Consider the following 25891-nt stretch of genomic DNA (forward strand, 5'->3'; position numbering starts at 1 on the left):
CGCGTATTTCCTTACGTCATGTGTCGTAAAGAAGCTGGCATTTTAATGATTTTGAGACCGGTGTCAAGGAAGATTTTGAAAATAATATGTCTTTTTTCGCCTTGCTTTTTTAGATGGTTTCGCGTATCGCCGGCCACGCCGCGCGCAGGTAGTAACCCATGGAGATCAGGGTCAGCAATGCGGCGATCACAATGAGCCATTCACCCAGCCACTGGATGTTGATGCCAAACAGCGGATCAAACCAAAGTAGCAGGATGATGGCGACCATTTGTGCCGCCGTTTTGATTTTCCCAACCATGGCGACCGCAACATTGGCGCTTTTGCCTATGCTGGCCATCCACTCGCGCAAGGCACTGATGGCAATTTCGCGGCCGATGATGATGAGCGCGACCACCGCCCCGACCCGGTGCAACTCCACCAGCACAATCAAGGCGGCGGCCACCATCAGCTTGTCAGCCACTGGGTCAAGAAACGCGCCAAACTTGGACATTTGGTGATATTTGCGGGCCCAGTAGCCATCTAGCCAGTCGGTGAATGAGGCCAGAATAAACACACTGGCAGCGGTGAGGTTTACCCAGTGTGCTGGCAGCCCGTCGCTGGCGATGGCATTCGCGGGCAAAAAGAAGATACCAACAAACACCGGGATCATCGCGATGCGTAGCAGGGTGAGTATATTGGGGACATTCCACATGGTTATTTTGCTCAGGGCTGTTGCAATGGCTTAATGCAATCGTTCGTATATGGTTTGCGCCAGTGCCAGGCTAATGCCTTCGACTTGTGCAATCTCGTCTATGCTAGCACTTTTTATCGCATCCAGGCCACCAAATCGCGTCAACAAGGCTTTGCGGCGCTTTGCCCCTACCCCTTCAATCTCTTCCAGGCTAGAGGTAATGCGCGCTTTGGCGCGCTTGGCCCGGTGGCCGGTAATCGCAAACCGATGTGCTTCATCGCGGATTTGTTGCAGCAGGTGCAAGCCGGGATTATCCACGGGTAAATTCAGCATTTCGCCAGTGTCGGAGAAAATCATGGTTTCGAGACCCGGTTTGCGCTCTTCTCCCTTGGCAATACCAATCAGCAGTATATCGTCTAGACCGACCTCTTGCATGACCTCCATCGCCACGCCCAACTGGCCCTTGCCACCATCAATAAAAATCAGGTCAGGGCGCTTGCCCTCGCCCGCAGCGACTTTTTTATAGCGCCGGGTCAGCACATCCCGCATCGCCGCATAATCATCGCCTGGCGTGATGCCGGTGACGTTATAGCGGCGGTATTCACTGTTTTGCATATCGCCACGGTCAAACACCACGCAACTGCCCACAGTGGCTTCACCCATGGTATGGCTGATATCAAAGCACTCAATGCGCTCGGTGTTCTCGGCAAGGTTAAGCGCCTCACGCAACGAGAGCAAGCGTGCCTGTTGGTTGGCCGAAGTCGCCTGCCGTTGTTGCAACGCCAGTTCTGCATTGGTCTGCGCCATCTTGAGCCAGACTTTTTTATCGCCAATCGCATTAGTCAGCACGCGGATTTTACGTTCGGCCTGCTCGCTGAGCATGGTTTCAAACTCGGTCTTGTCGATCTCCGCCCCACACACCAGCAACGGCGGCGTGTTTTGCGCCACATAATACTGGGTAATAAACGCCTCTACCGTTTCTACCAGCTCGGCATCCTGCGCGTTCTTGGGGAAAAAGCTCTTGTCGCCTAAATGACGCCCACCACGGATCATCACCAGGTTAATGCAGTGTTGGCCTTCAATCTCGGCACAGGCAATCACATCCGCATCACTCACGCTAAAGTCACTGACAAACTGCTTGGCCTGCACCTGGCGCAAGGCCTGAATCCGGTCTCGCAACACCGCCGCCTGCTCGTATTCCATCGCCTCGGCTGCAGCATTCATCCCATCCGCCAAAGAATCCATCACTTCACTGGTTTTGCCGAGCAAAAATAGCGCCGCGTGGCGCACATCACTCGCATAGTCTTCTTGGGAAATCAGATTCACACACGGTGCAGTACACCGTGCAATCTGATATTGCAGACAAGGCCGTGACCGGTTAGCAAACACCGTGTTTTCACAGGTGCGCAGCTTAAACACCTTTTGCAGCAATTGTATGCTCTCACGCACCGCAGGCGAGCTTGGGAAAGGCCCAAAATACTGATGTCCTTTACGCTGGGTGCCACGATGGAACGCCAGCCGCGGAAACGCATCGCCAGTCAGGCTAATATAGGGATAAGACTTATCGTCGCGAAACAACACGTTATAACGCGGCATGATGCTCTTGATCAGGTTATTCTCAAGCAACAAAGCCTCCGCCTCAGAGCGGGTCACCGTGGTCTCGATATTGGTAATCTGCGACACCATCATTTTGGTGCGTGGACTGGCGAGGTTTTTATTAAAGTAACTCGAAACCCGCTTTTTTAAATCTTTGGCTTTACCCACATAGATCACGGTATCTTCCGCATTGAGCATGCGGTAAACGCCTGGCAGGTTTGGAAGGTTTTTCAGGATGGGTTTGGGGTCAAACATGGCGGCATTTTAGCACTTGATAGACATGTGGATGATAAGCAAATCATCCTGAAAATATCTGAGCAGATAAATTTAAAACACTCTAATTCCTAAGTTGCGCCGCTTTTGAATACAACTCTTTTGCTTTTACTTTATCTTGCAGAACACCATCACCAACGTCATACATGACTGCAAGATTATGTAGCGCCATCGCAAAACCTTGGTCTGCCGATCTGCTAAACCATTCAAATGCTCTAGATTTATTTTGTGGAACGCCTACACCATTGTAGTACATGACCCCTAAATTATATTGTGACTTAACCTCTCCTTGTCGAGCTGCTTTCAAGTACCACTCAGCGGCTTTTGCCTTATTTTGAGTCACGCCATCGCCCATATCGTAGAGCATGGCGACATTAAACTGCGCAATGGCATCCCCTTTTTCAGCTGAAACTTTAAGCCACGCTAAGGCGCTTTGCTTATCCTGCTCAACGCCATAGCCTTTGTAATACATCAAACCCAGATTGCGTGCTGACACTGCATTACCTTGTTCTGCTGCTCTAAAAAACAACTCGTGGGCTCGTTGTAAATCCTTAGAGGCACCCACGCCGTTGTAGTACATTGCACCGAGATTATTTTGAGCGTTAGCATCACCTTTTTCGGACGCTTGAGTAAGCAAATCAAATGCTTTTTCTGTGTTTTTTTCAACGCCCGTTCCAGTGCCATACATCCCGGCAAGATTATTGAGTGCTCTCGCATCCCCTTGCTCAGCTGCTTTCGAGAACCATTCAAAAGCCTTTTGTAGATTTTTTGGGACAAGGACACCTACATAGTACAACGACCCTAAGTTATTTTTGGCTAGGATCATCCCCTGCGCTGCAGCTTTGGTATACCACTCTATGGCTTTGTCTATGTTTTTCTCACAACCCTCTCCGTTTTCGTACATCGCACCAAGGTCATTTTGTGCACTTGCATTCCCTTGCTCGGCCGCTTTTAAAAACCACTCAAAAGCTAAGGTTTTATTTTGCTCAACCAGCTTACCTGCGTAATACATCGCACCTAAGCGATATTGATCCTCTAAATTTCCATTCGCAGCTGATTTTTGAATGGCCTCCAGCTGACTATCAAGTATCTGACTATTAATCAAAGAGCTAAATTGACTTGTGTCAGCCCAAACAAAACTTCCCCATAAACATGGCAATATCAAAAAAATGGCAATTTTCTTATTCATGGATTTTTACTCTGATACTAAATATCGCAGTTATTGCACTTTCTTAAACCAATCAGATGTACCTTTTTGGAATAGCCGATAAAGGATAAAAGCTTCAACTGGAATGAGAAAAATAGAAACAAAATACTCAAGCTTCATTTTTTCGTAACCGACCCCACCAAGCATGATAAGAACTGATCCGATTGTAATAATTAAATATACATAGCGAGCAGCATTGCTTGCATTACTGATTTTGTAAGGCAATATACAAAGCAAGGAATAAAAAATGATCGTAGATGCAAATTCGCCGTCTGTAGCATGACCAGTCATTTTTTCATATAAGGCTAGTAGTGCGTCAATAGCAAGTGTTGCCCATATTGCGATAACGGCTTGTCTAATACCAATTGGCATATTTTTACTCCCAACGTGTGAAGTAGGTGGTTGGTGACATCGGTGGCTCAACCCTCGTTATTAATAATTCTTGATTCAAAGCGCATTTTCGCCAATCCCGCTTGACTAATGGGCTAGGCGATTTTTTCATTACCAAAACTTCCATCGTGACTTTGGTTTAGAGTCAATGATTTTGAATTCTTTAATCTTTGCACCTTCGGGAAGACTTTTGACTTGCTGACTAATTTGCCCAAACATAGAGAAGTGAACACTAATATCTACCTTCTCAAAATTAGCAAGCTCGTATTGGCCTCCAAGATTAGGTGGTTTTACAAAGCTGTAAATTTGACCAGATTCTAGAACGAGACCAGAAAGTCTCAAGTCACCCACCAACTGAACACCAAAATAACTTACTACAAACTCTTTATCAGATAATAAAGTTTCAAACTCCGCCCCAGATTCAGCTATGGCACTTATTTGTGTTGCACCAACATCAAGAAAATAAACTTTTTTATCGGTTCTATCTTGTACAAATGCGTCACCAGAAGCTGTAATTAAAATTGGTAATTTGTTTTTACCAACTAACCATTCCCAATCAGCGAGTAAAGTCTCTTGGTTAAGGTGGCCGAAATTAACTGTAAGGTCATTCAGTGTCATAGGGTTTTAAAGTCTAACGTTTGAAGTAAGGGGCGCAGTTAGGCGTCCCGCTTGACTGATGGGTTAGGTATTTATGGGCCAACGACTTCATCACTCTCATTTAATATATGGGTCACTTGATTATCATCCCAAACAACAATCCAATTAATAGGCAAAACTAAAGCGTCTAATATATGAGGCTTAGTTTTGAGTAACTCAAATGCATAAATAGCTTCAAGTTCACTTGCATCAAGGGGTTGTGAATTATTTATTTTATTTGCTGGACCGATGTACCATCCTGAATCATTTTCAGATGGTTCTTGACGATGAGCATATAGTTTATCTTCAGAAAGGCACCCTTTTTTTACAACGATTTTGTCATCGAATCTAAATCCATAGGGATTACAGTCTAAACCTTTAACAAACTCTATTTGAGAGGCTAATGCCCAGAGAGATGTACTAATATCGGGTTTGAAGTCTTTAAATGGATTGCCAAAGTAGTCAGGCTCACAAAGTATTAATTCACCATCAATTTTTATGAATTTTAGAAGTGTCCATCCAAGTTGAATAGTCACTCCATCTTCAATACCAGGTGGTTGGTTTTTAAAGTTTGTAACAATATCAGCTGCCCATTCACCCTGCTCAGTGAGTGACTCGTCACAATGAAGTGAGAACAAAGGTCTTTTAATTTTTATCATCGTTACTCTTTGTACTTAACGTTTGAGGTAAGGGGCTGGCGACAATGGTGGCTCGACACCCGTTATTAAAGCGCATTTTCGCCAGCACCGCTTGATGGATGGGTTGGGCATTACCAAAACCGCCACCAAGGTTTGGTAGATTGTGAATTTGTAATATCACTTTCGATATTGTTTGTTGAAGCACCAGACGCTTTGGCTTGGCTTGACCGCTCCATGACCGCAAATGGATTACTATCCTCATCTTCTCTAACATCGTCATGACGAAACCCAGTGATGCTTTTACAGACCTCGGCGGGCACATCAAATAAGTAATCACATGGGTCTTCATCCGCATTCAGTTGAGCTAGCAATCGATTTTTAATTTCCTCGTAGCAATCAGGAAGATCTCCACTTACATCTAGATGCGTAAGTCCCTGTTCTGAGTCATGGACGATAGACCATTTCTCTTTACCGTTGGAGAGATAGCTTGCCATCGAGACCATAGAGGCTTCTTCAATAACACACTTTACAACTTCAGCTCTCATCGATAATGGGCCTAGAATCGCAAGCTCTAGCTCTGGCGGTAATGGGTCGTTGAAATGTAAAAGGTACCATCCAGACTCGAGCTTGAGCGCATCTACATCAGTTTCTGGGTAAGGGCTTTGCTCATCGGTGTCTTGTAAATTTAATTCCGAGCAAACCTGTGCAGGTGATTTTCCATGTACAGCTACCCAAGATATATGAAAGCCCACTTAATTCTCCTTTTGATATGCCCAACGTTTGAGATAAGGGGCTGGCGACGATGGTGACACAGCCATTGTTATTAAAATTGTATTCATCGAAGAGAGTTCTCGCCAGTCCCGCTTGATGGATGGGTTAGGTTGCATTTTATTTTGCCCATTCATCAAGTGCAGCAGTAAAAAGCGGGTTTTGATAATTAGCATATTCTGGATCTTTATACCGAATATCAACGTCAGTTAGATAGTGCATCACGATATCAGGACAGTTTTTGGCGAAACCAAAGTTTCCAATTTTTCTCATGAGTTCGATACATTCAGATTCTAGGTTTTTCATTTCCGCCTCGCTTTTAGGTGAACGAAGAGAAATTTCTCTTAACTTCTCGACAAGCTCTGGCTCAAGCAATTTTAAACCTAACGTTTGAATTAAGGGGCGCCGTTAGGCGTACCGCTTGAATGATGGGTTAGGGCAGCAGCTTTATTAAGACTAACTATTTCAATGAGCTGAAATGCTGACATATCGTAGCCAGTTAGTTTTTTGCCGCTCCAATTAACGCCGACGAATATATTCTTTTCTTTTAGCTTTGGTGCTAATTCTTTTTCGAACTCGCTCCACGAAATCTCAACAGGTTCAAGATCAGAGAATCCAGGGATGGTTTTAATAATTTTCTCTACTCTGGTTATTTTCGACCACAGTGGCTTGATTTTTGTACCTCTGTTTGACTCGAAAATGACCTCTCCTTTGATGTCTCTGACTGTCCACATTTTGTTGTGGCTTATCACGTCGGAATAGAAGTCATGTGCCTGTTTACCTGAGTTACCCATGTAAGCCCTAACGTGTGAAGTAAGGGGCTGGCGATAATGGTGGCTCAACCCTCGTTATTAATAATTGTTGATTCAAAGCGCATTTTCGCCAGTCCCGCTTGACTGATGGGTTAGCAGGTTTTAAGCGTTATTGCGGAAAAACTGTGAAAGACCCCAGCGAATGGTACTGATAAAAGAGTAAAAATAACCATTTGTTTGATGTATTGACTTAAAAAATAAAATTGCGGTGCAGGCACACTTTTTTCATTGCTTGTAGCGCTAAGAAATGTTTTCGTGGTGTCGGGAATTAAGTAAATAATATAAATAATACTTATGTAGAGCGTATAAAACACTACCAATAATATTGCAAAAAATAACCAAGGTTTTCCGAGGCTACGCCACATGATTGCAGATGATATGGATGCAATCATCAGTGGTAGGGTAAAAACGATTCCTGCTTCAAGATATAAAGTGTTCATGGTTTATTAAGTGCTAACGTGGAGGTCACTGGCGCTGAGCGGCTCTATCGCGCAGCGTCCGGTGGAGCGCAGGGTTATGCCTCTTCAACACCCACATGCACCCAGTCCTTTTACAGTGGTCGTACCGCTGGGAGATGTAGCTACGGCGCTCGCCTTAACGCCGACTGACTCGCATTCAACGCTCTCGGGAGAGCACGCTTGAACAACCGTGGTTGATACCTTCACCTGGAGGGACTTGTTGCGCAATACGTAGGAGGTTGCGTCTCCGACAGAAATCACACCGCGCTTCTTGCTTCTACCTCCGGTTTGCTCAACGGAGAGTTTTTCAAGCCTTCCATCGACGCGCATGAATGCGTCCTCACCCTCAAGCCACCAAAGAAATGTCTTGCCGGTCGCGGCTGGGCCAACAAATTGAAAATTGCAGCCACAGCCGGACTGAACTTCAGACTCAACAAACGGCTGAACAGTAGGGCCCGCCGCGGCACCGGCGCTCCAAATCAATGCCGAAAGGATGGGGATAGATCTACGCATTTGAGGCATAACGTAATGTAGACACCGAAATCGGTGTATATACTGAGGCAGAGCTATTCCTACCATCAATCATCATTTTCAATAACCCGTTGTTTATATTAATAAACTTAATAATCATAAGTAAAAAATTTTTATTAAATCAATAACAAAACACACCTGAACACTAACACTAATTACCCTAAAAGCTCCCCACCTATCGCCCAATCCTCATACTCGACCTCTTCAAACACGATATAGGTGTAATTCGCTGGTTTATGCGCGTGCTTTTGCAATGTTTCGGTAATCTCTTTGGCGATTTGTTTTTTCTGCTCTTTGGTGACTGAGCCTGCTAGTTTCACATTGACATAAGGCATATTGACGCTCCTTCTGTGGTTGGTTAAATGATCTTTAAACTAGTGATGATGGCCTGCACCACCGCGGAGAATATCGCGGATGAGGTTGAGCGTGACCACCAGCAGCAGTACTGAAATCAGGATAGAGAGGATTGGGTCTATGCTCATCCAGCCTGTAAAGTAGATGACTACGCCTGCGACCACGGCGGTGACTGAACCGAGCAAGTCGCCTAGCACATGCAGGAATGCGGCACGGTGGTTTAAGCTTTCATCACCGCCGTGATGGTGTTGTTGATGATGCATGTGTTTGGCAACAACGACGTTAACCAGTAATCCGACCAGGGCAATGATGCTGACATAACCGCCTGCGACTGCCCGCGGATTTTGCAAGCGCTCGATGGCTTCGTAGACAATCCAGCCGGTGACTAGCAGCATGGAGACGGCGTTGATCATGGAGACCCGACGCTCGGTGTGTTTTGAGGCAGGATGCCCACTGCGCGCCTGCTGTGCTGCCCACATCGCAAGGCCGAGTGCCAGCACATCAAACAGCATGTGCCAGGCGTCGCTGAGCAAGGCGAGGGATTGGGTCCACCAGCCGCCGACAAACTCAACCACGGTAAAGACGGAAATGGCGAGAAATGGCAGCCAAAACGGGTTACCGTGTTCGTGATCATCATGGCGATGCGCGTGTTCATGGCCGTGTTCATGGCCGTGTTCATGGCCGTGTTCATGGCCGTGTTCATGGCCGTGTTCATGGTCATGATCGTGGCTGTTCGCATATGCGTGATCGTGCCCATACGGGCAGCGACCAGAAGAGTGAGAATGTTCGTGAGGTGTATGGCTAGGTTTCATGATGGCATGCTAATGCAAATTAGCTGCTTTTCACAATAGCCTGACTGACATAAAACAGTCTCTAATGAAAAATCTGGGATAATGCTGGCTTGTAGAGAAAATCATCATGTTAAGTTACAGACACGCCTTTCATGCTGGCAACCATGCCGACGTTTTAAAACACTGGATTTTCAGCCTGGTGCTGGATTATTTTAAACAGAAGGATAAGCCTTATTGGGTGGTTGATACCCATGCCGGGGCCGGACTGTATCGCCTGGACAGTAGCGTAGCGAATAAAACAGCGGAATACGTGGATGGCATTTTGCGTTTGCAGCAAAGCCAGGCGCCTGAGCCGTTTCAAATCTATCTGGAGGCTATTGCTGCAGCAAATAAAGATCAGCAGATGCTTTACCCGGGCTCACCTTGGCTGGCCAGCCACCTAATCAACCCGGTGGATAAATTACGCTTGTTTGAGCTACACCCGGCCGATGCGGCTTTGCTGGAACAGCAATTTGCATCACAAAAACGGCAAATCGCGATTCAGCAAAAAGACGGCTTTGAGAGCATCAAGGCTTGCCTGCCGCCACCGACCAAACGCGGCATCGTGCTGATTGACCCGCCTTATGAAGTTAAAGACGATTATGCGCGCGTGGTGGATTGCATTAAAGACAGCCTGAAGCGCTTTGCCACAGGCACTTATTTAATCTGGTACCCGCGCTTGCAACGCCCAGAACCGCAGCAAATGATAGACAAGCTGCGCCGTCTGGACACCGACTTTTTGCATGTGACGCTGGATGTAGAACAACCTTCAGCCGATGGCTTTGGCATGTATGGCAGTGGCATGTGGGTGATTAACCCGCCGTGGACCTTGCGGCAATCGGTAGAGCCACACCTGCCGTGGCTGGCACAAGTGTTAGCGCAAGATGCAGGCGCGCATGCCAGTTGCGAAGGCAAACAGCGCTAGACTGGGTTTGATTCAACTAGTCTTGATTAGGCGAGCTGGAATGGGCAAGCACTCATGCCCCTAATAGCGGATACGGATGCGTTTATGCGTATCCCTGCCCTGCCCAAGCGTGACGGTAAATTGATGGCTGGCGATGGTTTGCCGGTTACCAGTCTGGATACGCACCCGCCACTCGCCTGGCGTGAGATTGGTTTTATAGGTATAGCCGCGATACCCGCTGTCACGTCCGCCTGTCAATGAAAACCCTGGGGTAGAGACACTCACCCACTGGTCACCCTGTTTTTTCTGCCAATCATGCAGCAGATGGGTTTTGAGGCCTTGTGGCGCAAAAATGGCAGAAAAGCATACCAGCCGTTGACCGGGCTGCAAGTAAAAATGGTCGGTATCCACCCGCCAAAACTGCCACCAGGGCGACTTTTCCACCGTCATCCAATAGCCTTGTGGGGACTTTTCCAGATCGTAGGCTACCACCACGGCTTGCTTGACCAAAGGCACAGGCGGAATCATGTCTTGCCGGTAAGCCAGCATGAGCAACCCGGCAATTGCCCACACTGGCCAGATTCGGCCTCTGTGATGCGGCGCGCGCTGGTAAAGCACATAAGTGATGGTCGCCCCGAGCAAGGTACTCAGGTAAAACCAAGCCGCATGCACGCTGCCAAACAAAAAGGGAAAGGCAAAGTTACACCAGAGGATGGAGCAGAGGCCGAACATGCTCCAGCACAAGCTCAGGCGCCGGTATTCACTCTCAAGAAACTCGTTGGCGACCAGCAACGCGCCCAACACCAGGGTAATAATCCAGGCCACGCCCTCGCTGGAGCTTTTGAAGTACAGAATAAACAAAGCGCTTAACAGGCTGCCAAACAAAAATTGTAATACCCAGTATGGCCAATCGTGCACTGGCCAGCGCGTGACTTTGTGCTGTACCCATTGGAAGCTCAACAGCCGCTCGCCCAGCCGCCGGATGGAAGAAGAAGGTTCGGCCAACTGGTACATGAGAATAGCGGCCACCAGCAAATACAAGGCAAAAATGATCATGTCGGACATGGCGACTTTTTTGCCTATGGTAATCGCGTCCCAGACAAAGCCGCCGATAAAAAACACGATCGGCAGCGCCATGCGGCTACGGGCGAGCCAACGTGACCATCTTGAAAGGGCTGGCGCTTGATCAGTCATCATTCATTACACTTTCCACATCTGTCATCAGGCAGCGTTTTGTATCAGGGCGGTATTTTGCGCATGCGCTGCACGAAACACAATCTTATTTTGCGCGTTTGAAAAGTAAACTTACTTTGATAATCAAACCTTGCCTGTTAAACTTTAAGTTATCTTAAGAAAAAGCCGTTAACTATCAATAAAGTTAAGTTTTTCTCTCACTAATCATTGGCTAATACCCTGATATCCCATCAAACATGCGAACCCTAGTAAAGCAGTTGGTGTACAAAGTAAGCGAGATCAAATCTGTCAGTTATGAAACTGAGCAGGCACTGATCCGCGTGCTTTTTGTCAGCATGATTACGCTTTACTTGCTGATTAACCGCAGCAGCTATGAACCCGTATTGTTGTGTCTGATTTATCTGGGCTTTGGTTTTCTGATGTTGTATAACATCTTGCGCAACCCGGCCAAAAACGAAAAACGGCAATGGACCGCCATGGTGATGGATATCACCGCCACCTCGCTAGAGCAAATGATCTCGGGGGCGATGGCCGGCGTATTTATCGGCATTTATCTGTGGCTGATTATTGGCTATGGCTTGCGTTATGGCACCAAGTTTTTCAAAGGCTGCTATATGCTAAGCCTGGTGGGCTTTAGTCTAACCTTGTATTTAAACCCTTATTGGATAGAACACCAGCATCTGGCTTATGGCTTTTTGCTGACGCTGTTACTGATTCCACCGCATGCCCTACGGTTGCTGGTGAGCCTGGAAAAAGCCACCAAAGAGGCTGACCAAGCCAGCGAGGCAAAGACAAACTTTCTGTCGAATATCAGCCATGAGATGCGCACACCGCTCAATGGCATTATTGGCGCCAGTGAACTGCTGGCCCAGACCAAGCTTGACCGCAAACAAGCCGAATTCTTGAATATGGTTGGCGCCTCAGCCAGCAGCCTGAAAAAGCTCATCAATGACGTACTCGATATCAGCAAGATTGAAAAAGGTAAAGTCGATCTCGAAGAGATTGCTTTTTACCTGCCAGACTTGATCAACCGCTTGCACCTCGTGTTTCAACTTGAAGTGGAACGCAAGCAACTCTGGTTGAAGTTCAATCTCGCCAATGAAGCGGAACGGCACTTTTCTGGCAGCATGCACCATCTGGAGCAGATATTGACCAATTTGATCGCCAACGCGATTAAATTCACGCAGCACGGTGGCGTCGAGATCACGGTCAGTGTCCAGGAACAGTATGCCAACCGCAGCCTGTTATGTTTCCGCATCCAGGATAGCGGCATTGGCATCAAGGCAGAGGCCTTGCCTTTTATTTTTGACAGTTTCACCCAGGCAGATAGCAGCATCACCCGGCGTTATGGCGGCACGGGTTTGGGCACGACCATTGCCAAGCAACTGGTTGAAGTCATGGGTGGCAGCATTAGCGTGAGCAGCAAGGAAAATGTAGGCACAGTGTTTGAGGTCAGCTTGCCACTGACCCACGCAATCGCGCCCAGTGTTGACCGGAGCACCGAAATCAACCTGGATAACGCCTCCAATGTGGTGCCATTAAGTAGCCACACCCGATTCCGCAAAAAAATCCGTGTGCTGATTGCAGATGATAATGTGGTCAACCGGATGATCCTGAATGAGACCCTGCAAAGAATGCACTGTGTGGTGAAATCCGTGGACAACGGTGATGCCGCGCTTGATATGCTGGAGCAGCATCATTTTGACCTGATGATCCTGGATTACAACATGCCGGAAATGAATGGCCTGGAGGTGTTCAGGATCTATCATGCCTTGCCGGGCAGTCAGCCTATCCGTACCGTGATCCTCACCGCCGATGCCACCAAAGCCACACAGGATCGCTGTTTGCGCGCCGGGGTCTATCAGGTATTGACCAAGCCAGTGGTGTCGCGCCAGATTCAAACCCTGGTGGAAGCCATTACAAGCACGCTGGACACGCAAGCAGGCGCAGAGGCGCTTGCCGTCACCACAGCCGCTTCGAAAAAACGTGGCAAAGCGCAATCACCAGCAGATGCGCATCCCTCGGCAACCGCAGAAAGTATCCCGACCATTGCACCGATGACCGAGCCGCTGCTGGATCAGGACCGTATGGCGCACTTGCTCAAGCTCGGTGGCAGCGAGGCGTTTTTAAACAAACTTATCCGCGAATTTATCGAGACAACAGATGACCTGGTCCGCGACTTAGGCAAGCAATGCATGGACCTGAACTTTGCACAAGTTCATACACTGGCGCACAGCCTGGCTGGGGAATCCGCCAACATGGGTCTGATTCCATTGAGCAAGCACAGTCGTCGCCTGCTGGGCTTAAACATGAAGGATGCCTCGACCATTTCCCTGCTATATCAGGCAGTTGCAGACTGCTACGAAGAAACCCGTGGCCAGCTTATGCAACAGCGAGACAAGCTTTCATCCAAGCGGTCAAAAAAATAGCTAGTGCAAGCGCCAGGCATCCCCAAATATCAAGCACACGCTTACTGGTTCACAACGCGGTCATGCACGAAGAACGCCTCACTTTCAGTAGACGGTGTCAGCACAGCTTCTCTCTGCTGATCTGCAGGCACTGGCTGAAACAAGCGTGACTGCGCACGATAAAAACGGTCCATCACTTTCAAGTCGCGCTCACTGAGTTGCAAGGCATTTTCAACCCAAAGCTGCACAATCGCCGTCAATTCATCATAGCTTAGCGGATGAATTTTTTCCTTGGCTTTTTGTGCGGATAAAAACCCTGCGGCATGTTTATTGTTTTTATCGATAAAGGTGCGTACGGCCTGCTCGCCTTCCCCTTGCTCAACCACCATATCGATCAACCCCATTTGCAGGCACTCTTCCGCGCTATAGCGCTCGCACCCCAAAATCATCTTGTCAGCCACTGCCATGCCTGCTTTGCGTGCAATCAGGCTGTAAGCGCCCATGCCTGGAATCATATTGAAGAATAGCTCGGGAAAGCAAAACACAGCCTGTCGCTCTGCGATCAACACGTCGCTGGTTAAAGCCGCTTCTATGCCTGCCCCCAACACCTCACCTTGCAGCAGTGAAATTTTGGTGACATTGGCCAGTTGAAAGCGGAAAGCGCGTTGTGCCACCACATCTATACTGAGTCTGGCATAGGCCTCCAGTTGCGCCCTGTCCTGTTGGCGGATGGCAGCAGCCATCTTTTGCAGATCGCCACCCATATTAAAATAGCCGGGCGTGGCAGAGGCAAATACCGAATAGCGGATTGGCAATGACGCCCCGTTCGCGGCTTCAACATAACCGCCACTGCGTTCGATATCATGGTGGTGCGCATGCAAGTCCAGCAACAAGGCGTGATTGATGCACGGAATCCGTTGCGGCTGAGAAAGATAAGTCCACAATGCCTGCGATTTTTCATCATAACGGCAGTACACCTGGCCGTAATCATGAGCAAGCAAGCGTTGTTGAGGGAGGTAAGGCAGTGTTTGTTCGCACGATTTCATGGGTTTCTCCTTGGATATTGGCAACCTGTTAAACCAATGAATGGCTGTGCTAGCCGCAGCCATCATTGCTTACAGCCAATACATCATAATCAAAACAGATCACCTGCGAATATCGCCGTTACCGCTTTTACAGTTGCAAGCAAATGTGCGGCTTGAAAAACAACAGCAGAAAACAAAAGAACGACGCTGATAAAAAACAAAGGGGGCTTGCGCCCCCTTGTTGTACTTGAAGATTAAGCCCTTATGCCGTTTCTTTGATCGGAATAATCTTTTTACTGTTTTCCAGTGAGGTTGCATACTGCGTCATCTGGTTGAAGTTAAGATATTTGTATATCTCGGCAGTATTGGTCAGTTTGCTGCCCAAGGTCTCCATATACTCCTGCATGGTCGGCATGCGGCCCAGCTTGGCGCACACCGCCGCCAGCTCGGCAGAGCCCAGATACACGCGAGCATCCTTGCCCATACGGTTATCAAAGTTACGGGTAGAGGTCGAGAACACGGTGGCCTTGTCCGCCACGCGTGCCTGGTTACCCATGCAAAGCGAGCAGCCTGGCACTTCGGTACGGGCCCCTGCCACCCCAAAGGTGGAATAAACCCCCTCGGCACGCAGTTGTGCTTCGTCCATGCGGGTCGGTGGGGCAATCCACAAGCGGGTTGGGATGCCACCTGCGCCTTCAAGCACCTTGCCCGCAGCACGGTAATGGCCGATATTGGTCATGCAGCTACCGATAAACACTTCATCAATCTTGTCTCCCACCACGGCTGACAACGGTTTGATGTCATCCGGGTCATTCGGGCAGGCCACTAATGGCTCTTTGATTTCGTTAAGATCAATCTCAATCACATGGGCGTACTCGGCATCACTGTCAGGCTGCAACAGCTCCGGTTTTTCCAGCCAGGCCTTCATGCTGGCAATCCGGCGCTCCAGCGTGCGTGCGTCGGCATACCCGTTTTCGATCATGTTCTGCATCAGCACGATATTGGAATTGAGGAATTCGATCACCGGCTCTTTGTTCAGCAGCACCGTGCAACCGTTGGCGGAACGCTCTGCCGAGGCATCCGCCAATTCAAACGCTTGCTCGACCTTGAGGTCAGGCAAGCCTTCAATTTCAAGCACGCGGCCGTTAAACACGTTTTTCTTGCCCTGCTTGCCGACGGTCAAGGTTCCTTCCTGAATGGCCGCATAAGGAATCGCGTTCACCAGGTCACGCAAGGTGATGCCTGGTTGCATTTCACCTTTAAAGCGCACCAAGACCGACTCAGGCATATCCAGTGGCATCGCCCCGGTTGCTGCGGCAAACGCCACCAGACCAGACCCGGCCGGGAAGCTAATCCCTATTGGGAAACGGGTATGCGAATCACCGCCCGTACCCACGGTATCCGGCAGAATCATGCGGTTGAGCCAGGAGTGGATCACGCCATCGCCAGCGCGCAGACTGACACCGCCACGGCTGGACATAAACTCTGGTAGCTCGTGCTGCAACTTGATATCAACCGGCTTTGGATAGGCCGCGGTATGGCAGAAGCTCTGCATCACCAGATCGGCGCTAAAGCCTAGACAGGCCAGCTCTTTGAGCTCGTCACGCGTCATGCCGCCTGTGGTATCCTGAGAGCCGACGGTGGTGGCTTTAGGTTCGCAATAGGTACCTGGTCGCACACCCATGCCTTCAGGCAGGCCACACGCACGGCCCACCATTTTTTGCGCCAGCGTATAGCCTTTGCCAGTATCTTTGGCAGGCACCGCTTTAATAAAGAGATCGGTCTCACCCAAGCCCAGCGCTTTGCGGGCATTTGAAGTCAGGCCGCGGCCAATAATCAGCGGAATGCGGCCACCGGCGCGCACTTCATCCGCCAGGGTAACCGGGTTCATTTCAAATGTGGCCAGAACCTCGCCCGCTTCAGACAACACTTTGCCTTCAAACGGCTTAATCACAATCACATCACCCGTATTCAGTTTGGAGACATCACATTGAATCGGCAAGGCACCAGAGTCTTCAGCCGTGTTAAAGAAGATAGGCGCAATCTTGCTGCCAATCACCACGCCGCCCGTGCGCTTGTTCGGGATAAATGGAATATCGTCGCCCATCCACCATTGCACTGAGTTGATGGCAGATTTGCGTGAAGAACCTGTCCCGACCACATCGCCTACATAAGCCAATGGCAGGCCTTTTTGCTTCAGTTCCTCAATCACTTTGAGGCCATCAGACATACGGTTGACCAGCATCGCCTTGGCGTGTAACGGGATATCGGGACGGCTCCAGGCATCTTGCGCCGGGCTCAGGTCATCGGTGTTGGTTTCACCATCCAGCTTGAACACCACCACTTTGATCTCATCTTTGAGCGCTGGTTTGCTGGTAAACCATTGTGCCTCTGCCCAGGCTTGCATCAATGTTTTGGCATGCGTGTTACCGGCCTTCATTTTGGCATCCACATCATGGAAGGCATCAAACATGAGGATGGTCGTGGACAAGGCGTTCACGGCATGCGCCGCCATTGGCGTATCCAGTAAAGCCACCAGCGCCTGCACGTTATAGCCACCCAGCATGGTTCCCAGCAGTTCAACGGCTTTTTCAGCGCTGACCAAGGGTGAGCTGGCCTTGCCATTGGCAATATCGGCCAAAAAGGCCGCTTTAACGTACGCCGCCTGGTCTACACCTGCCGGAATGCGGTTTTCAAGCAGATGCACCAGCAAGGCTTCCTGCCCGGCTGGAGGAGACTTGAGTAACTCAACCAGGGCGGCCACTTGCTCAGCGTTCAGGGGTAAGGGAGGAAGGTTTTGCGCAGCGCGCTCTTTTACGTGGGTGTCGTATGCTTCTAACATGATGTGTAGGCTCTATTTAATAAATCAAACTTGGGCAATAAAACGAAAATCGGGGAATGGGCCGGTATTAACCACTGGCCGCGAGGCATTCTTTTGATTTGATTATAATGCACTCCCTCCGCCAGAATGTTAACTGCTTGTAACATTCTGGCAATTGATCAAAATGACAGCCGTTGTCAGCATCAAAACAACACTGCGAACGCTGTCAGCGTGTACTGTCTCCGTAAAGTTGCTTGGCAAACGGGGTACTGCAGCTTTTGCCAGCAGCAGAGGACTCCCATTTATCGAGCAGCTCTTTCTGATAGCCCTTGCCATGTTGCTTTTCCAGGTAGGCACGTACCTCAAACACATCGGCAAAACCATTATGGTCGGTGTCCATTAACGCCACCTGGTCTTCCAGACTCGGTCCGGCATATTTGCCAGTGCTATCCGTAAAATACTCCAGGGCAGACTCTGCGTGCGCTTGCTCAGTCAACATCATCAGCGCAACGGCGCAACACATGCTGACACCTGTATTTGCTTTTAATCCTTTTATCATACTTACCCCCATTCTGACGCTTAGTAGTATGACGTAGTGTTTAGCAAATCGTGCGCATGTTCTGTGATGGAAAGCACATTAAACCGCTTTGAGCGCAATCTTCTTGCGCCAGAGGGCTGGGCCGCTCTTGTGCGCAGAATCACCATCGGCACTCACTGCCACCGTCACCGGCATGTTTTCCACTTCAAACTCATAGATGGCCTCCATGCCTAAATCTTCAAATGCCAACACGCGCGCATGTTTGATGGCCTTGCTGACCAGGTAAGCCGCACCACCAACCGCCATCAGGTAGACCGACTTGTGTCTGGCAATCTCAGTCAGCGCTTCGTCACCGCGTTCAGCTTTACCGATGGAGCCAAGCAAGCCGGTGTTCAGCATCATGTCGGTATAGCTATCCATCCGAGTGGCGGTGGTCGGGCCAGCGGGGCCTACCGCCTCATCGCGCACGGCATCGACCGGGCCGACGTAATAGATAAACTTGTTGGTGAAATCCACCGGCAAGGGCTCGCCCTTGGCCAGCATGGTTTGAATCCGTTTATGCGCGGCATCACGACCGGTCAGAATCTTGCCGGTCAGCAACAGCGTGTCGCCGGTTTTCCAGCGCTGGGTTTCTTCGCGCGTCACCGTCTCCAGATTCACGCGCTTGGCTTGCGGACTAGGTGCCCAATGCACATCCGGGTAAACCTCAGGGCTGGGCGGAGCCAGCACCGCCACCCCTGAGCCATCCAGCGTGAAGTGCACATGTCTGGTGGCGGCACAGTTGGGGATAATCGCCACCGGCAAACTGGCTGCATGGGTGGGGTAATCGAGAATTTTCACATCGAGTACCGTGGTTAAGCCACCCAGACCCTGTGCGCCTATGCCTAAGCGATTGACCTTCTCGTAGAGCTCCAAACGCAGTTCTTCAATACGGTTTTGCGCACCCTTTGCCTGCAACGCCTGAATATCAATCGGCGCCATCAATGACTCTTTGGCCAACAACATGGCTTTTTCGGCGCTGCCGCCTATGCCTATGCCCAGCATGCCTGGCGGACACCAACCTGCGCCCATTTCCGGCACCACTTCGAGCACCCAATCGACAATGCTTTCATTCGGGTTCAGCATCGCCAGTTTGGACTTGTTCTCGGAGCCACCACCCTTGGCTGCCACTTGCACTTCGACCTTATCCCCTGCGACCATTTCCACGTGAGTAATCGCTGGCGTATTGTCTTTGGTGTTTTTGCGTGTCCCGGCCGGATCGTTGACGATGGAAGCGCGCAGCGTATTGTCAGGATGCAGATAGGCGCGGCGTACGCCTTCATTAACCATGGCTTCCAGCGTCATGTCGCCTTCAAACCTGGCATGCATGCCAACCTTGATAAAGGCCACCACGATGCCGGTATCCTGGCATAACGGACGCTTGCCTTCGGCGCACATGCGTGAATTGGTCAAAATCTGGGCAATCGCATCCTTGGCTGCCACCGATTCCTCGCGTTCATAAGCCGCCGCCAGTGCCCGGATGTAGTCTTCCGGATGATAGTACGAGATATATTGCAAGGCGTCGGCAATACTCTCGATAAAGTCTTGGGTTTTAATCAGGGCCATGTTCTAGGTCTTTCAGGCGGGCGTTTTAGCGCGCATTGCTTTTCTGATAAGCAATGGCAGGACTCACATCTTTACGCAAGATTTTACCATTTTTGGTGCGTGGAAACTCCTTGGCCAGGTAGACTGTTTTCGGTGCTTTATACGCCGCCAGATGCTGCTTGCCAAACACCATCAGGTCTTCTGGCGCAATCTCGGCATCCGGTTTGGGGATCACATAAATCACCACCAGCAGTTTGTCTTTTTCAATCTCTTCGCCAACGGCTGCGCAATCGGCCACGGCCGGATGGCCTTTATAGACGCGCTCGATTTCATACGGCGAAACGCGGTAGCCAAAGCTTTTGATAATGTCATCCTTACGGCCCAAAAACCAGAGATAGCCATCGGCATCATATTTGGCGTAGTCGCCGGTAAAGAAATAGCCGTCATGCTTGTATTTGGTGGTCTCTTCCGGCAGGTTCCAGTAATTCAGGAACAACCCAGGATCATTATCCGGCACGCTGATCATGCCCTCCTCGCCTTCGGCCACCGGCTCACGGGTGTCGGGATTGAGCAATACAATCTGGTGCCCAGGTTGCGGAAAACCGGCAGAGCCCGCGCGAATCGGCCGATACACACTTTGCGACAGATAGTAGGAAAACTCACTCATGCCTACCGCTTCATAAATATCCAACCCAAAACGCTCACGCCATTGCGTTAACACTTCGTCCGACAAATGCTCGCCCGCACTCATATAGTGACGCACACTGGGGATATCTATCTGTATAGCGGTGGTTTTTTGCAATAACTGGCGGTAAATGGTCGGGACACCAATAAAGATGGTGGCTTTGTGTTTGGCAATCAAATCCAGCCACTTTTGCGCATCATTTTTGCCTTCATGCACAATCACGGTTTTACCCAGGTATAACGGGTCCATCAGCCCAGTGCCCAGCACATAGGTCCAGTTAAACTTACCGGAGTGCATGATGCGGTCTTGCACCGTGTCGCTGTAGTTAAACCAGTATTTGGCGGCTGGCTGGCGCCCCAACAAGGCACGATGCGCATGCAGCACACCTTTAGGATAACCAGTCGTACCTGAGGTATAGACCAAATAAGCCGGATCTTCTGCCCGCGTGGCATAGGCGGGCGCTGCGTCAGTCACATTCGCCAGGGCTGCCTCCAGTGACACGACATTAAACCCATCCACGAGCGAGACCTCCCCGGATAACTGTGTCAGCAGCACATGTTTCAGATGGGGTGTTTGCGCGATATTCTGCTGCATTTTGGCAGACATCGCCTGCCAGGCAGCCGCGTCGGTCACCAGCACGACCGCGCCGGAATCCTTAGCCAGATACGCCACTTCCTCGGCCGTCAACAATGTAGAGGTCGGCACGGAAATCGCCCCGGTTTTCATGGTGCCGAGAAAGGCCGTCGGGTAATCCAGGCTGTTCGGCAGGCGAATCAGTACCCTGTCCCCTGGCTTGACAGCCAATCCACGCAACACCTGCGCAAAACGGTCTGTCCTGGCCGCCAACTCGGCAAAGGTGATGATGCTGGTACCAAAACTGTCATCCTCCACAATCATGGCAATTTCATCCGCCTTGGCGGTGCCTAAATGGCGGTCACTACAAGCCACCCCGATATTGAAAAACTCAGGGATGTCCCATTGCCATTGTGGATAAGGGGCTAACTGTGTCATGTTCAAACCTTTCCAATCACTCTATGCACGCATGGTTGATGCGATGCTGTTATATGCATTTCTTTTGAAAATGCTTTTTAAATCTTCAATGATGCTTAAACGCTCATCAATGAGCGAGCGGGATGAAGCAGCAAGGCGCACGGAACACAGAAACCGGAATGTACTAAAAGTACATGAGGATTTCGAGTACCGCGCAACGCCGTGATTCGCCCGCGCAGCCATTGATTTAAAGCAGAATGCCGTAGGGCCAGTTTTGGCGTACTACCTGCGCCGGCATCAACTGCAGCACATGCAAGGCAAACTCCATATCGCTGACCTTGAGCGCGCGCAAAGCATGCGCTCTCAGCAACGTTTGCAAGGCCTTACCAAACATGGGCGGGTCCAACATCTCGCCTTCAAACTTGATCGCCCCCCCCAACAAGGCATCGGCTTCAATCGCCGCTTTCAAAATCGCCACCTTCTGGTTGATCTCGGTAGGCGATGGCGTGTAAGCGGTTTTACACAAATGAATATGCCCGGGATGGATCACCTGCTTGCCGGTCAGGCCCATGGCCGCTTCCTGGCAAGCGTGTTTGTACACCACGCGCGACTCGTTATCGCCATGCAAATCCAGCCAGCGACGCACGTCGTGCGGTTCCACAAATTTGTCCGGCATGATGTTGCTGCCAATCAGCGTTTCCACACCGCCAATCACACCTTTACCGGCGATCCTGGCTTCAAAAATCAGCTGGTTGATAAAATAGAACAGCTCTTCTATCCAATGCTCGGGCGTGATATGAATCCCCAATGCTTTGGAGAAGTCATGAATACCAAACACCACATGTTTTACAGTGTCGTATTGCATCAGTTCAGGCGCAATCTTGAGCGATTTCGGGTGTTCGATAATCGGCTGTATGGTGATTTGCGGATTGATACTCAACAAAAAGCTAGACAGATCGCGCACCTCGGCGGCACCGTAGGATTCACCCGCCTTGGCCAGCATGACGACATCAATAAATTCGCCCATGTCGCGTACCAGCTTCATGTCTTCTTCGTACTCATCGGTACGGAAGGAGTTGGCGCGGATGGCAATGGTGACGCGCTCATTGACCTTGCGCAGTTTGGGCAGCTCCTGCCGCAGCAAGGTGCGGCTCATTTCTTTCTGCCGACAACCATCTTCCAGGTCAAAAATCAGCGTATGCGCATTGGTAAAGTGCGCATGCTTGACCATGCGGTTGGCCGCCTGCTCCATGTCTTCATAAATGCCCAGGCTGGGCGCATACTTCACTGGCGGGTAATACAACTGTATGCCTGGCCAGTAATCCCCCAAGGCACTGGCATCCAGTGCAATCGGCTCTTCTCCCATATGCTGAATCATCTGGTTTCCTGTTCTGCCGTCGGCCGGCTCGCACTCAATTTTTGAAGAAGGGCTGCCATAGGTTTGAGATCTCCGCTCGGGGCTTTTACGCCCTGAATCAAGTCCCAAAACACGTTATCTGGCAGTTCGAGCAAGGCATCCAGTTGCTCCATTTCTGCCAGTGTCAGGCTGCCAAATTGCTCACTGACAAAGCGTTGCAACACGATATCAAGTTCCAGCATGCCGCGTCGGCAGCGCCAGGTCAGTCGCCGCTGCTCGGCGTCACGTAAAATTTCAGCATTCAGCATGGCTTCCCCCTATAACACTTTGATACCAAAGATCTTCTTACCCGGCTTGCTGTCTTGATGGGCCTTGGCTTTTTCGATCTTAAGGTCTTTAATCGCTGCAATAGCCGCGTTTGGATTCAGCTTTTTCGGACAGACATCGGTACAGTTCATGATGTTGTGGCAACGATACAAACGGTAAGGGTCTTCCAGATTCTCCAACCGCGCATCCTGTTCCTGGTCACGGCTATCGGCAATAAAGCGATAAGCCTGCATCAGCCCTGCCGGACCGACAAATTTGTCGGGGTTCCACCAGAAGCTTGGGCAAGAGGTCGTACAAGCCCCACACAAAATGCACTCATACAAGCCATCCAGCTTGGCACGGTCTTCCGGGCTTTGCAGGCGCTCGGTTTCCGGCGGCGTGTCATGGTTTTGCAAATAAGGCATCACCGAATGATAGTTATCAAAGAATTGCGTCATATCCACGACCAGATCGCGAATCACAGGCAAGCCAGGCATGGGACGCAATACCACAGGTTCTTGCAGATCACTGAGTTTGGTAATGCAGGCCAGGCCATTTTTGCCGTTGATATTCATGGCATCACTGCCACACACACCTTCACGGCATGACTTGCGCATACTGAGCGTTTCGTCCAGTTCTTTAATCCGCATCAGCGCGTCCAATAACATCTGGTCACTGTCTTCCAGCGTGACCTCGTAGTCCTGCATATAGGGTTTTTTGTCTACGTCGGGATTAAACCGGTAAATAGAGAAACGCATATCAATACACCCTTTTCTTCAACTCGAATGGTTCTACGGTCAATGGTTTGAGGCGCACCGGCTTGTACACCAGCTTTTGCTCGCGGGCAAAATACAGCGAATGACTGAGCCAATGCGTATCGTCACGCTCGGGATAATCCTCACGGGCATGGGCGCCGCGGCTTTCCTGACGCGCATGGGCCGCTTGCATGGTTGCCAGCGCCACCTCCATCAGGTTATCCAACTCCAGTGCTTCGACCCTGGCCGTGTTAAACACCTTGCTCGTATCAGCAATTCTTAACTGCCCGGCACGCTGGGCCACTTGCTTGATGGCGTCTACGCCATCGGCCAGCAAATCAGGAAAACGGAATACCCCGCAATGTTTTTGCATGGTCTGGCGCATCGCCAAGCCCACCTCAGCCACTTTCTCGCCCCCGCCATTTTCAAGGCGGTTAACACGCGCCAGCGTTGCATCCGCGACATTCGCTGGCAGCGGCTTGTGCGCACGGTTGGCAGCAATCTCCGCCGCCATTTTGTCGCCTGCCGCTTTACCAAACACCACCAGATCCAGTAAAGAGTTAGAGCCCAGACGATTGGCGCCATGCACAGAGACGCAGGCACATTCGCCCACCGCATACAAACCATTAACGACACGCTCAGACTGGCCGTCATGTACCACAACCTGACCATCCAGATTGGTGGGCACGCCACCCATCATGTAATGCGCGGTCGGCACCACCGGGATAGGCGCCTGGGTTGGGTCTACACCGGCAAAGGTTTTGGCAATTTCGCGGATGCCAGGCAAGCGTTTGCTGATGATGTCTTCCCCTAAATGATCTAGTTTGAGGTACACCGCGTCTTTATGCTTGCCAACGCCGCGGCCTTCTTTAATCTCGGTCGCCATGGCGCGTGACACCACATCGCGGCTGGCCAGGTCTTTGGCATTGGGCGCATAGCGCTCCATGAAACGCTCGCCCTCGCTATTCACCAGATAACCGCCCTCGCCACGCACGCCTTCGGTAATCAATACGCCGGCATTCAATACCCCGGTGGGGTGAAACTGCCAGAACTCCATATCCTGCAACGGCAGCCCTGCACGCGCGGCCATGCCCAAGCCATCCCCCGTATTGATATAGGCATTGGTACTGGCCTGGAAGATGCGGCCACCTCCACCCGTGGCCAGCATGGTGGCTTTGGCATGAATCACATGAATGTCGCCGGTTTCGATTTCGAGCGCAATCACGCCCAAGATATCCCCATCGGCATCTCGAATCAGGTCCAGGGCAAACCACTCAATCAGGAATTGAGTGTTGGCCTTGACGTTGCGCTGATACAGCGTATGCAGCATGGCATGGCCGGTGCGGTCCGCCACAGCACAGGTCCGCGAAATGGCTTGCTCGCCAAAATTGCGGGTCATGCCGCCAAACGGACGCTGAAAGATACGGCCATTTTCGAGGCGGTCGAACGGCATGCCAAAGTGCTCCAGTTCAATAATGGCCTTGGCCGCATTGCGGCACATAAACTCAATCGCATCCTGGTCGCCCAGATAATCCGAGCCCTTGATGGTGTCATACATATGCCACAACCAGTTGTCATCAGACACATTACCGAGCGCGGCGGCAATGCCGCCTTGTGCCGCCACGGTATGTGAACGGGTGGGGAACACTTTGGACAGCACAGCGACATCGGCGCCGGATTCCGCCAGCTGCAAAGCCGCACGCAAGCCAGCCCCACCACCGCCGACGATGACGGCATCTACCTGATGATGCTGTAGTTTGCTTGCACCTGTCCCCTGCGCTGTCTTGGTCATGCCATTCACCTTAAATCTTCATTCCAAATAAAATCCACAATACTGCGAGTGCATTTCCCCACACCGCAATATCTACCAATCGTTGCAGCACCGACCGTACGCCCAGATGCGGCACATAATCCCGCAGCACATCACGCACACCCAGCCACGCATGCAATAACATGCAGATAAAAAACCACAGTGTCAGCAGGCGCCACCACCAGGGCGCAAACAAGGCCACCCAGTCGTGATAACTTGCTGGCGACAACCACAGCAGCCGCATGCAGAATAACAACAGTCCCAAGGCCATGGACAAGGCACACAGCCGCTGCGTGAGCCAGCGACGCATGCCAGGGTATTTCGCCGTAAGCAGTTCAAATAGCATGCTGA

General features: G+C 50.5%; 25 protein-coding genes. 3 read left to right on the top strand and 22 right to left on the bottom strand.

The features are described from left to right. Positions 1 to 109 precede the first annotated feature (109 nt). The 11 genes from pgsA to ACT53C_RS10485 all read right to left on the bottom strand — a co-directional run bounded on the left by pgsA (position 110) and on the right by ACT53C_RS10485 (position 9145). A complete protein-coding gene (pgsA, locus tag ACT53C_RS10435; RefSeq protein WP_275354884.1) occupies positions 110 to 691 on the bottom strand; it encodes a CDP-diacylglycerol--glycerol-3-phosphate 3-phosphatidyltransferase in 582 nt (193 codons plus the stop codon). A gap of 30 nt (positions 692 to 721) precedes the next feature. After that, positions 722 to 2521 carry an excinuclease ABC subunit UvrC gene (gene uvrC / locus ACT53C_RS10440; RefSeq protein WP_476145953.1) on the bottom strand — a complete coding sequence of 600 codons (1800 nt, stop codon included), beginning with the start codon at positions 2519 to 2521 and terminating at the stop codon, positions 722 to 724. A gap of 82 nt (positions 2522 to 2603) precedes the next feature. Continuing rightward, positions 2604 to 3728, bottom strand: a complete 1125-nt coding sequence (locus ACT53C_RS10445) for an SEL1-like repeat protein (protein WP_379076819.1) — start codon at positions 3726 to 3728, stop codon at positions 2604 to 2606. A gap of 30 nt (positions 3729 to 3758) precedes the next feature. Next, a complete protein-coding gene (locus tag ACT53C_RS10450) occupies positions 3759 to 4118 on the bottom strand; it encodes a hypothetical protein (RefSeq protein WP_379076822.1) in 360 nt (119 codons plus the stop codon). Positions 4119 to 4247: 129 nt separating this feature from the next. Beyond that, the gene (locus ACT53C_RS10455; protein ID WP_476145956.1) at positions 4248 to 4754 is read right to left on the bottom strand and encodes a T6SS immunity protein Tdi1 domain-containing protein; all 507 of its coding nucleotides are present in this window, start codon (positions 4752 to 4754) and stop codon (positions 4248 to 4250) included. Between the two features lie 71 nt (positions 4755 to 4825). Next, a complete protein-coding gene (locus ACT53C_RS10460; RefSeq protein ID WP_476145958.1) occupies positions 4826 to 5431 on the bottom strand; it encodes an immunity protein Imm33 domain-containing protein in 606 nt (201 codons plus the stop codon). Between the two features lie 110 nt (positions 5432 to 5541). After that, positions 5542 to 6162 carry a hypothetical protein gene (locus tag ACT53C_RS10465; RefSeq protein ID WP_476145960.1) on the bottom strand — a complete coding sequence of 207 codons (621 nt, stop codon included), beginning with the start codon at positions 6160 to 6162 and terminating at the stop codon, positions 5542 to 5544. Positions 6163 to 6298: 136 nt separating this feature from the next. Further along, complete coding sequence (locus ACT53C_RS10470) at positions 6299 to 6553, bottom strand: hypothetical protein (protein WP_476145962.1); 255 nt, start codon at positions 6551 to 6553, stop codon at positions 6299 to 6301. A gap of 20 nt (positions 6554 to 6573) precedes the next feature. Beyond that, positions 6574 to 6972 carry a DUF2750 domain-containing protein gene (locus ACT53C_RS10475; RefSeq protein ID WP_476145964.1) on the bottom strand — a complete coding sequence of 133 codons (399 nt, stop codon included), beginning with the start codon at positions 6970 to 6972 and terminating at the stop codon, positions 6574 to 6576. Between the two features lie 1162 nt (positions 6973 to 8134). Beyond that, a complete protein-coding gene (locus ACT53C_RS10480; protein WP_018985002.1) occupies positions 8135 to 8314 on the bottom strand; it encodes a tautomerase family protein in 180 nt (59 codons plus the stop codon). 39 nt (positions 8315 to 8353) lie between these two features. After that, positions 8354 to 9145, bottom strand: a complete 792-nt coding sequence (locus tag ACT53C_RS10485; RefSeq protein WP_476145966.1) for a cation diffusion facilitator family transporter — start codon at positions 9143 to 9145, stop codon at positions 8354 to 8356. Between the two features lie 106 nt (positions 9146 to 9251). Here ACT53C_RS10485 and ACT53C_RS10490 point away from each other — a divergent pair, with 106 nt between their 5' ends. After that, complete coding sequence (locus ACT53C_RS10490) at positions 9252 to 10088, top strand: 23S rRNA (adenine(2030)-N(6))-methyltransferase RlmJ (RefSeq protein ID WP_476145968.1); 837 nt, start codon at positions 9252 to 9254, stop codon at positions 10086 to 10088. Between the two features lie 60 nt (positions 10089 to 10148). On the opposite strand, the gene ACT53C_RS10495 is transcribed toward ACT53C_RS10490, so the two are convergent. Then, on the bottom strand, positions 10149 to 11264 hold the full coding sequence (locus ACT53C_RS10495) for a DUF2914 domain-containing protein (RefSeq protein ID WP_476145970.1): 1116 nt from the start codon (positions 11262 to 11264) through the stop codon (positions 10149 to 10151). A 233-nt stretch (positions 11265 to 11497) separates the two neighbouring features. Here ACT53C_RS10495 and ACT53C_RS10500 point away from each other — a divergent pair, with 233 nt between their 5' ends. Continuing rightward, a complete protein-coding gene (locus tag ACT53C_RS10500) occupies positions 11498 to 13690 on the top strand; it encodes an ATP-binding protein (RefSeq protein WP_476145972.1) in 2193 nt (730 codons plus the stop codon). A 41-nt stretch (positions 13691 to 13731) separates the two neighbouring features. Here ACT53C_RS10500 and ACT53C_RS10505 read toward each other — a convergent pair whose 3' ends face one another. From ACT53C_RS10505 to ACT53C_RS10525, 5 genes are all read right to left on the bottom strand, one after another. Continuing rightward, positions 13732 to 14715: a crotonase/enoyl-CoA hydratase family protein gene (locus ACT53C_RS10505; protein WP_476145974.1), complete on the bottom strand. Its 984-nt coding sequence runs from the start codon at positions 14713 to 14715 to the stop codon at positions 13732 to 13734. A gap of 241 nt (positions 14716 to 14956) precedes the next feature. Beyond that, positions 14957 to 17536: a bifunctional aconitate hydratase 2/2-methylisocitrate dehydratase gene (gene acnB / locus ACT53C_RS10510; protein ID WP_476145976.1), complete on the bottom strand. Its 2580-nt coding sequence runs from the start codon at positions 17534 to 17536 to the stop codon at positions 14957 to 14959. A gap of 205 nt (positions 17537 to 17741) precedes the next feature. Further along, complete coding sequence (locus tag ACT53C_RS10515; protein WP_476145978.1) at positions 17742 to 18074, bottom strand: hypothetical protein; 333 nt, start codon at positions 18072 to 18074, stop codon at positions 17742 to 17744. A 78-nt stretch (positions 18075 to 18152) separates the two neighbouring features. Next, positions 18153 to 19658, bottom strand: a complete 1506-nt coding sequence (locus ACT53C_RS10520; protein WP_476145979.1) for a fumarate hydratase — start codon at positions 19656 to 19658, stop codon at positions 18153 to 18155. A gap of 25 nt (positions 19659 to 19683) precedes the next feature. Further along, a complete protein-coding gene (locus ACT53C_RS10525; RefSeq protein ID WP_476145981.1) occupies positions 19684 to 21333 on the bottom strand; it encodes an acetate--CoA ligase in 1650 nt (549 codons plus the stop codon). Here ACT53C_RS10525 and ACT53C_RS10530 point away from each other — a divergent pair. After that, a complete protein-coding gene (locus tag ACT53C_RS10530) occupies positions 21332 to 21538 on the top strand; it encodes a hypothetical protein (protein ID WP_476145983.1) in 207 nt (68 codons plus the stop codon). The genes ACT53C_RS10525 and ACT53C_RS10530 overlap by 2 nt on opposite strands. A gap of 21 nt (positions 21539 to 21559) precedes the next feature. On the opposite strand, the gene ACT53C_RS10535 is transcribed toward ACT53C_RS10530, so the two are convergent. The 5 genes from ACT53C_RS10535 to sdhD are packed head-to-tail and all read right to left on the bottom strand — an operon-like array spanning position 21560 to position 25886. Then, on the bottom strand, positions 21560 to 22690 hold the full coding sequence (locus ACT53C_RS10535) for an HpcH/HpaI aldolase/citrate lyase family protein (RefSeq protein ID WP_194746971.1): 1131 nt from the start codon (positions 22688 to 22690) through the stop codon (positions 21560 to 21562). Continuing rightward, a complete protein-coding gene (locus ACT53C_RS10540) occupies positions 22687 to 22977 on the bottom strand; it encodes an FAD assembly factor SdhE (RefSeq protein ID WP_476145986.1) in 291 nt (96 codons plus the stop codon). Before ACT53C_RS10540 ends, ACT53C_RS10535 begins: the two co-directional genes overlap by 4 nt. Positions 22978 to 22986: 9 nt before the next feature. Beyond that, the gene (locus ACT53C_RS10545) at positions 22987 to 23733 is read right to left on the bottom strand and encodes a succinate dehydrogenase iron-sulfur subunit (RefSeq protein WP_228518643.1); all 747 of its coding nucleotides are present in this window, start codon (positions 23731 to 23733) and stop codon (positions 22987 to 22989) included. A 1-nt stretch (position 23734) separates the two neighbouring features. Further along, on the bottom strand, positions 23735 to 25522 hold the full coding sequence (sdhA, locus tag ACT53C_RS10550; RefSeq protein WP_338657417.1) for a succinate dehydrogenase flavoprotein subunit: 1788 nt from the start codon (positions 25520 to 25522) through the stop codon (positions 23735 to 23737). A 10-nt stretch (positions 25523 to 25532) separates the two neighbouring features. Then, on the bottom strand, positions 25533 to 25886 hold the full coding sequence (sdhD, locus tag ACT53C_RS10555) for a succinate dehydrogenase, hydrophobic membrane anchor protein (protein WP_194746974.1): 354 nt from the start codon (positions 25884 to 25886) through the stop codon (positions 25533 to 25535). Between the last annotated feature and the right edge of the window lie 5 nt (positions 25887 to 25891).

The sequence above is a fragment of the Methylophilus sp. DMC14 genome, assembly GCF_056314085.1.

What these genes read in the sequence shown, in the direction of transcription:
- ACT53C_RS10480 (WP_018985002.1), bottom strand. Translation starts at nt 8,314, where the DNA reads ATGCCTTATGTCAATGTGAAACTAGCAGGCTCAGTCACCAAAGAGCAG.
- ACT53C_RS10525 (WP_476145981.1), bottom strand. Translation starts at nt 21,333, where the DNA reads ATGACACAGTTAGCCCCTTATCCACAATGGCAATGGGACATCCCTGAG.
- ACT53C_RS10450 (WP_379076822.1), bottom strand. Translation starts at nt 4,118, where the DNA reads ATGCCAATTGGTATTAGACAAGCCGTTATCGCAATATGGGCAACACTT.
- ACT53C_RS10540 (WP_476145986.1), bottom strand. Translation starts at nt 22,977, where the DNA reads ATGCTGAATGCTGAAATTTTACGTGACGCCGAGCAGCGGCGACTGACC.
- ACT53C_RS10445 (WP_379076819.1), bottom strand. Translation starts at nt 3,728, where the DNA reads ATGAATAAGAAAATTGCCATTTTTTTGATATTGCCATGTTTATGGGGA.
- ACT53C_RS10545 (WP_228518643.1), bottom strand. Translation starts at nt 23,733, where the DNA reads ATGCGTTTCTCTATTTACCGGTTTAATCCCGACGTAGACAAAAAACCC.
- ACT53C_RS10515 (WP_476145978.1), bottom strand. Translation starts at nt 18,074, where the DNA reads ATGATAAAAGGATTAAAAGCAAATACAGGTGTCAGCATGTGTTGCGCC.
- pgsA (WP_275354884.1), bottom strand. Translation starts at nt 691, where the DNA reads ATGTGGAATGTCCCCAATATACTCACCCTGCTACGCATCGCGATGATC.
- acnB (WP_476145976.1), bottom strand. Translation starts at nt 17,536, where the DNA reads ATGTTAGAAGCATACGACACCCACGTAAAAGAGCGCGCTGCGCAAAAC.
- ACT53C_RS10455 (WP_476145956.1), bottom strand. Translation starts at nt 4,754, where the DNA reads ATGACACTGAATGACCTTACAGTTAATTTCGGCCACCTTAACCAAGAG.
- sdhD (WP_194746974.1), bottom strand. Translation starts at nt 25,886, where the DNA reads ATGCTATTTGAACTGCTTACGGCGAAATACCCTGGCATGCGTCGCTGG.
- ACT53C_RS10490 (WP_476145968.1), top strand. Translation starts at nt 9,252, where the DNA reads ATGTTAAGTTACAGACACGCCTTTCATGCTGGCAACCATGCCGACGTT.
- ACT53C_RS10485 (WP_476145966.1), bottom strand. Translation starts at nt 9,145, where the DNA reads ATGAAACCTAGCCATACACCTCACGAACATTCTCACTCTTCTGGTCGC.
- ACT53C_RS10530 (WP_476145983.1), top strand. Translation starts at nt 21,332, where the DNA reads ATGTTCAAACCTTTCCAATCACTCTATGCACGCATGGTTGATGCGATG.
- ACT53C_RS10505 (WP_476145974.1), bottom strand. Translation starts at nt 14,715, where the DNA reads ATGAAATCGTGCGAACAAACACTGCCTTACCTCCCTCAACAACGCTTG.
- ACT53C_RS10535 (WP_194746971.1), bottom strand. Translation starts at nt 22,690, where the DNA reads ATGATTCAGCATATGGGAGAAGAGCCGATTGCACTGGATGCCAGTGCC.
- ACT53C_RS10475 (WP_476145964.1), bottom strand. Translation starts at nt 6,972, where the DNA reads ATGGGTAACTCAGGTAAACAGGCACATGACTTCTATTCCGACGTGATA.
- ACT53C_RS10460 (WP_476145958.1), bottom strand. Translation starts at nt 5,431, where the DNA reads ATGATAAAAATTAAAAGACCTTTGTTCTCACTTCATTGTGACGAGTCA.
- ACT53C_RS10495 (WP_476145970.1), bottom strand. Translation starts at nt 11,264, where the DNA reads ATGATGACTGATCAAGCGCCAGCCCTTTCAAGATGGTCACGTTGGCTC.
- ACT53C_RS10520 (WP_476145979.1), bottom strand. Translation starts at nt 19,658, where the DNA reads ATGGCCCTGATTAAAACCCAAGACTTTATCGAGAGTATTGCCGACGCC.
- sdhA (WP_338657417.1), bottom strand. Translation starts at nt 25,522, where the DNA reads ATGACCAAGACAGCGCAGGGGACAGGTGCAAGCAAACTACAGCATCAT.
- ACT53C_RS10500 (WP_476145972.1), top strand. Translation starts at nt 11,498, where the DNA reads ATGCGAACCCTAGTAAAGCAGTTGGTGTACAAAGTAAGCGAGATCAAA.
- uvrC (WP_476145953.1), bottom strand. Translation starts at nt 2,521, where the DNA reads ATGTTTGACCCCAAACCCATCCTGAAAAACCTTCCAAACCTGCCAGGC.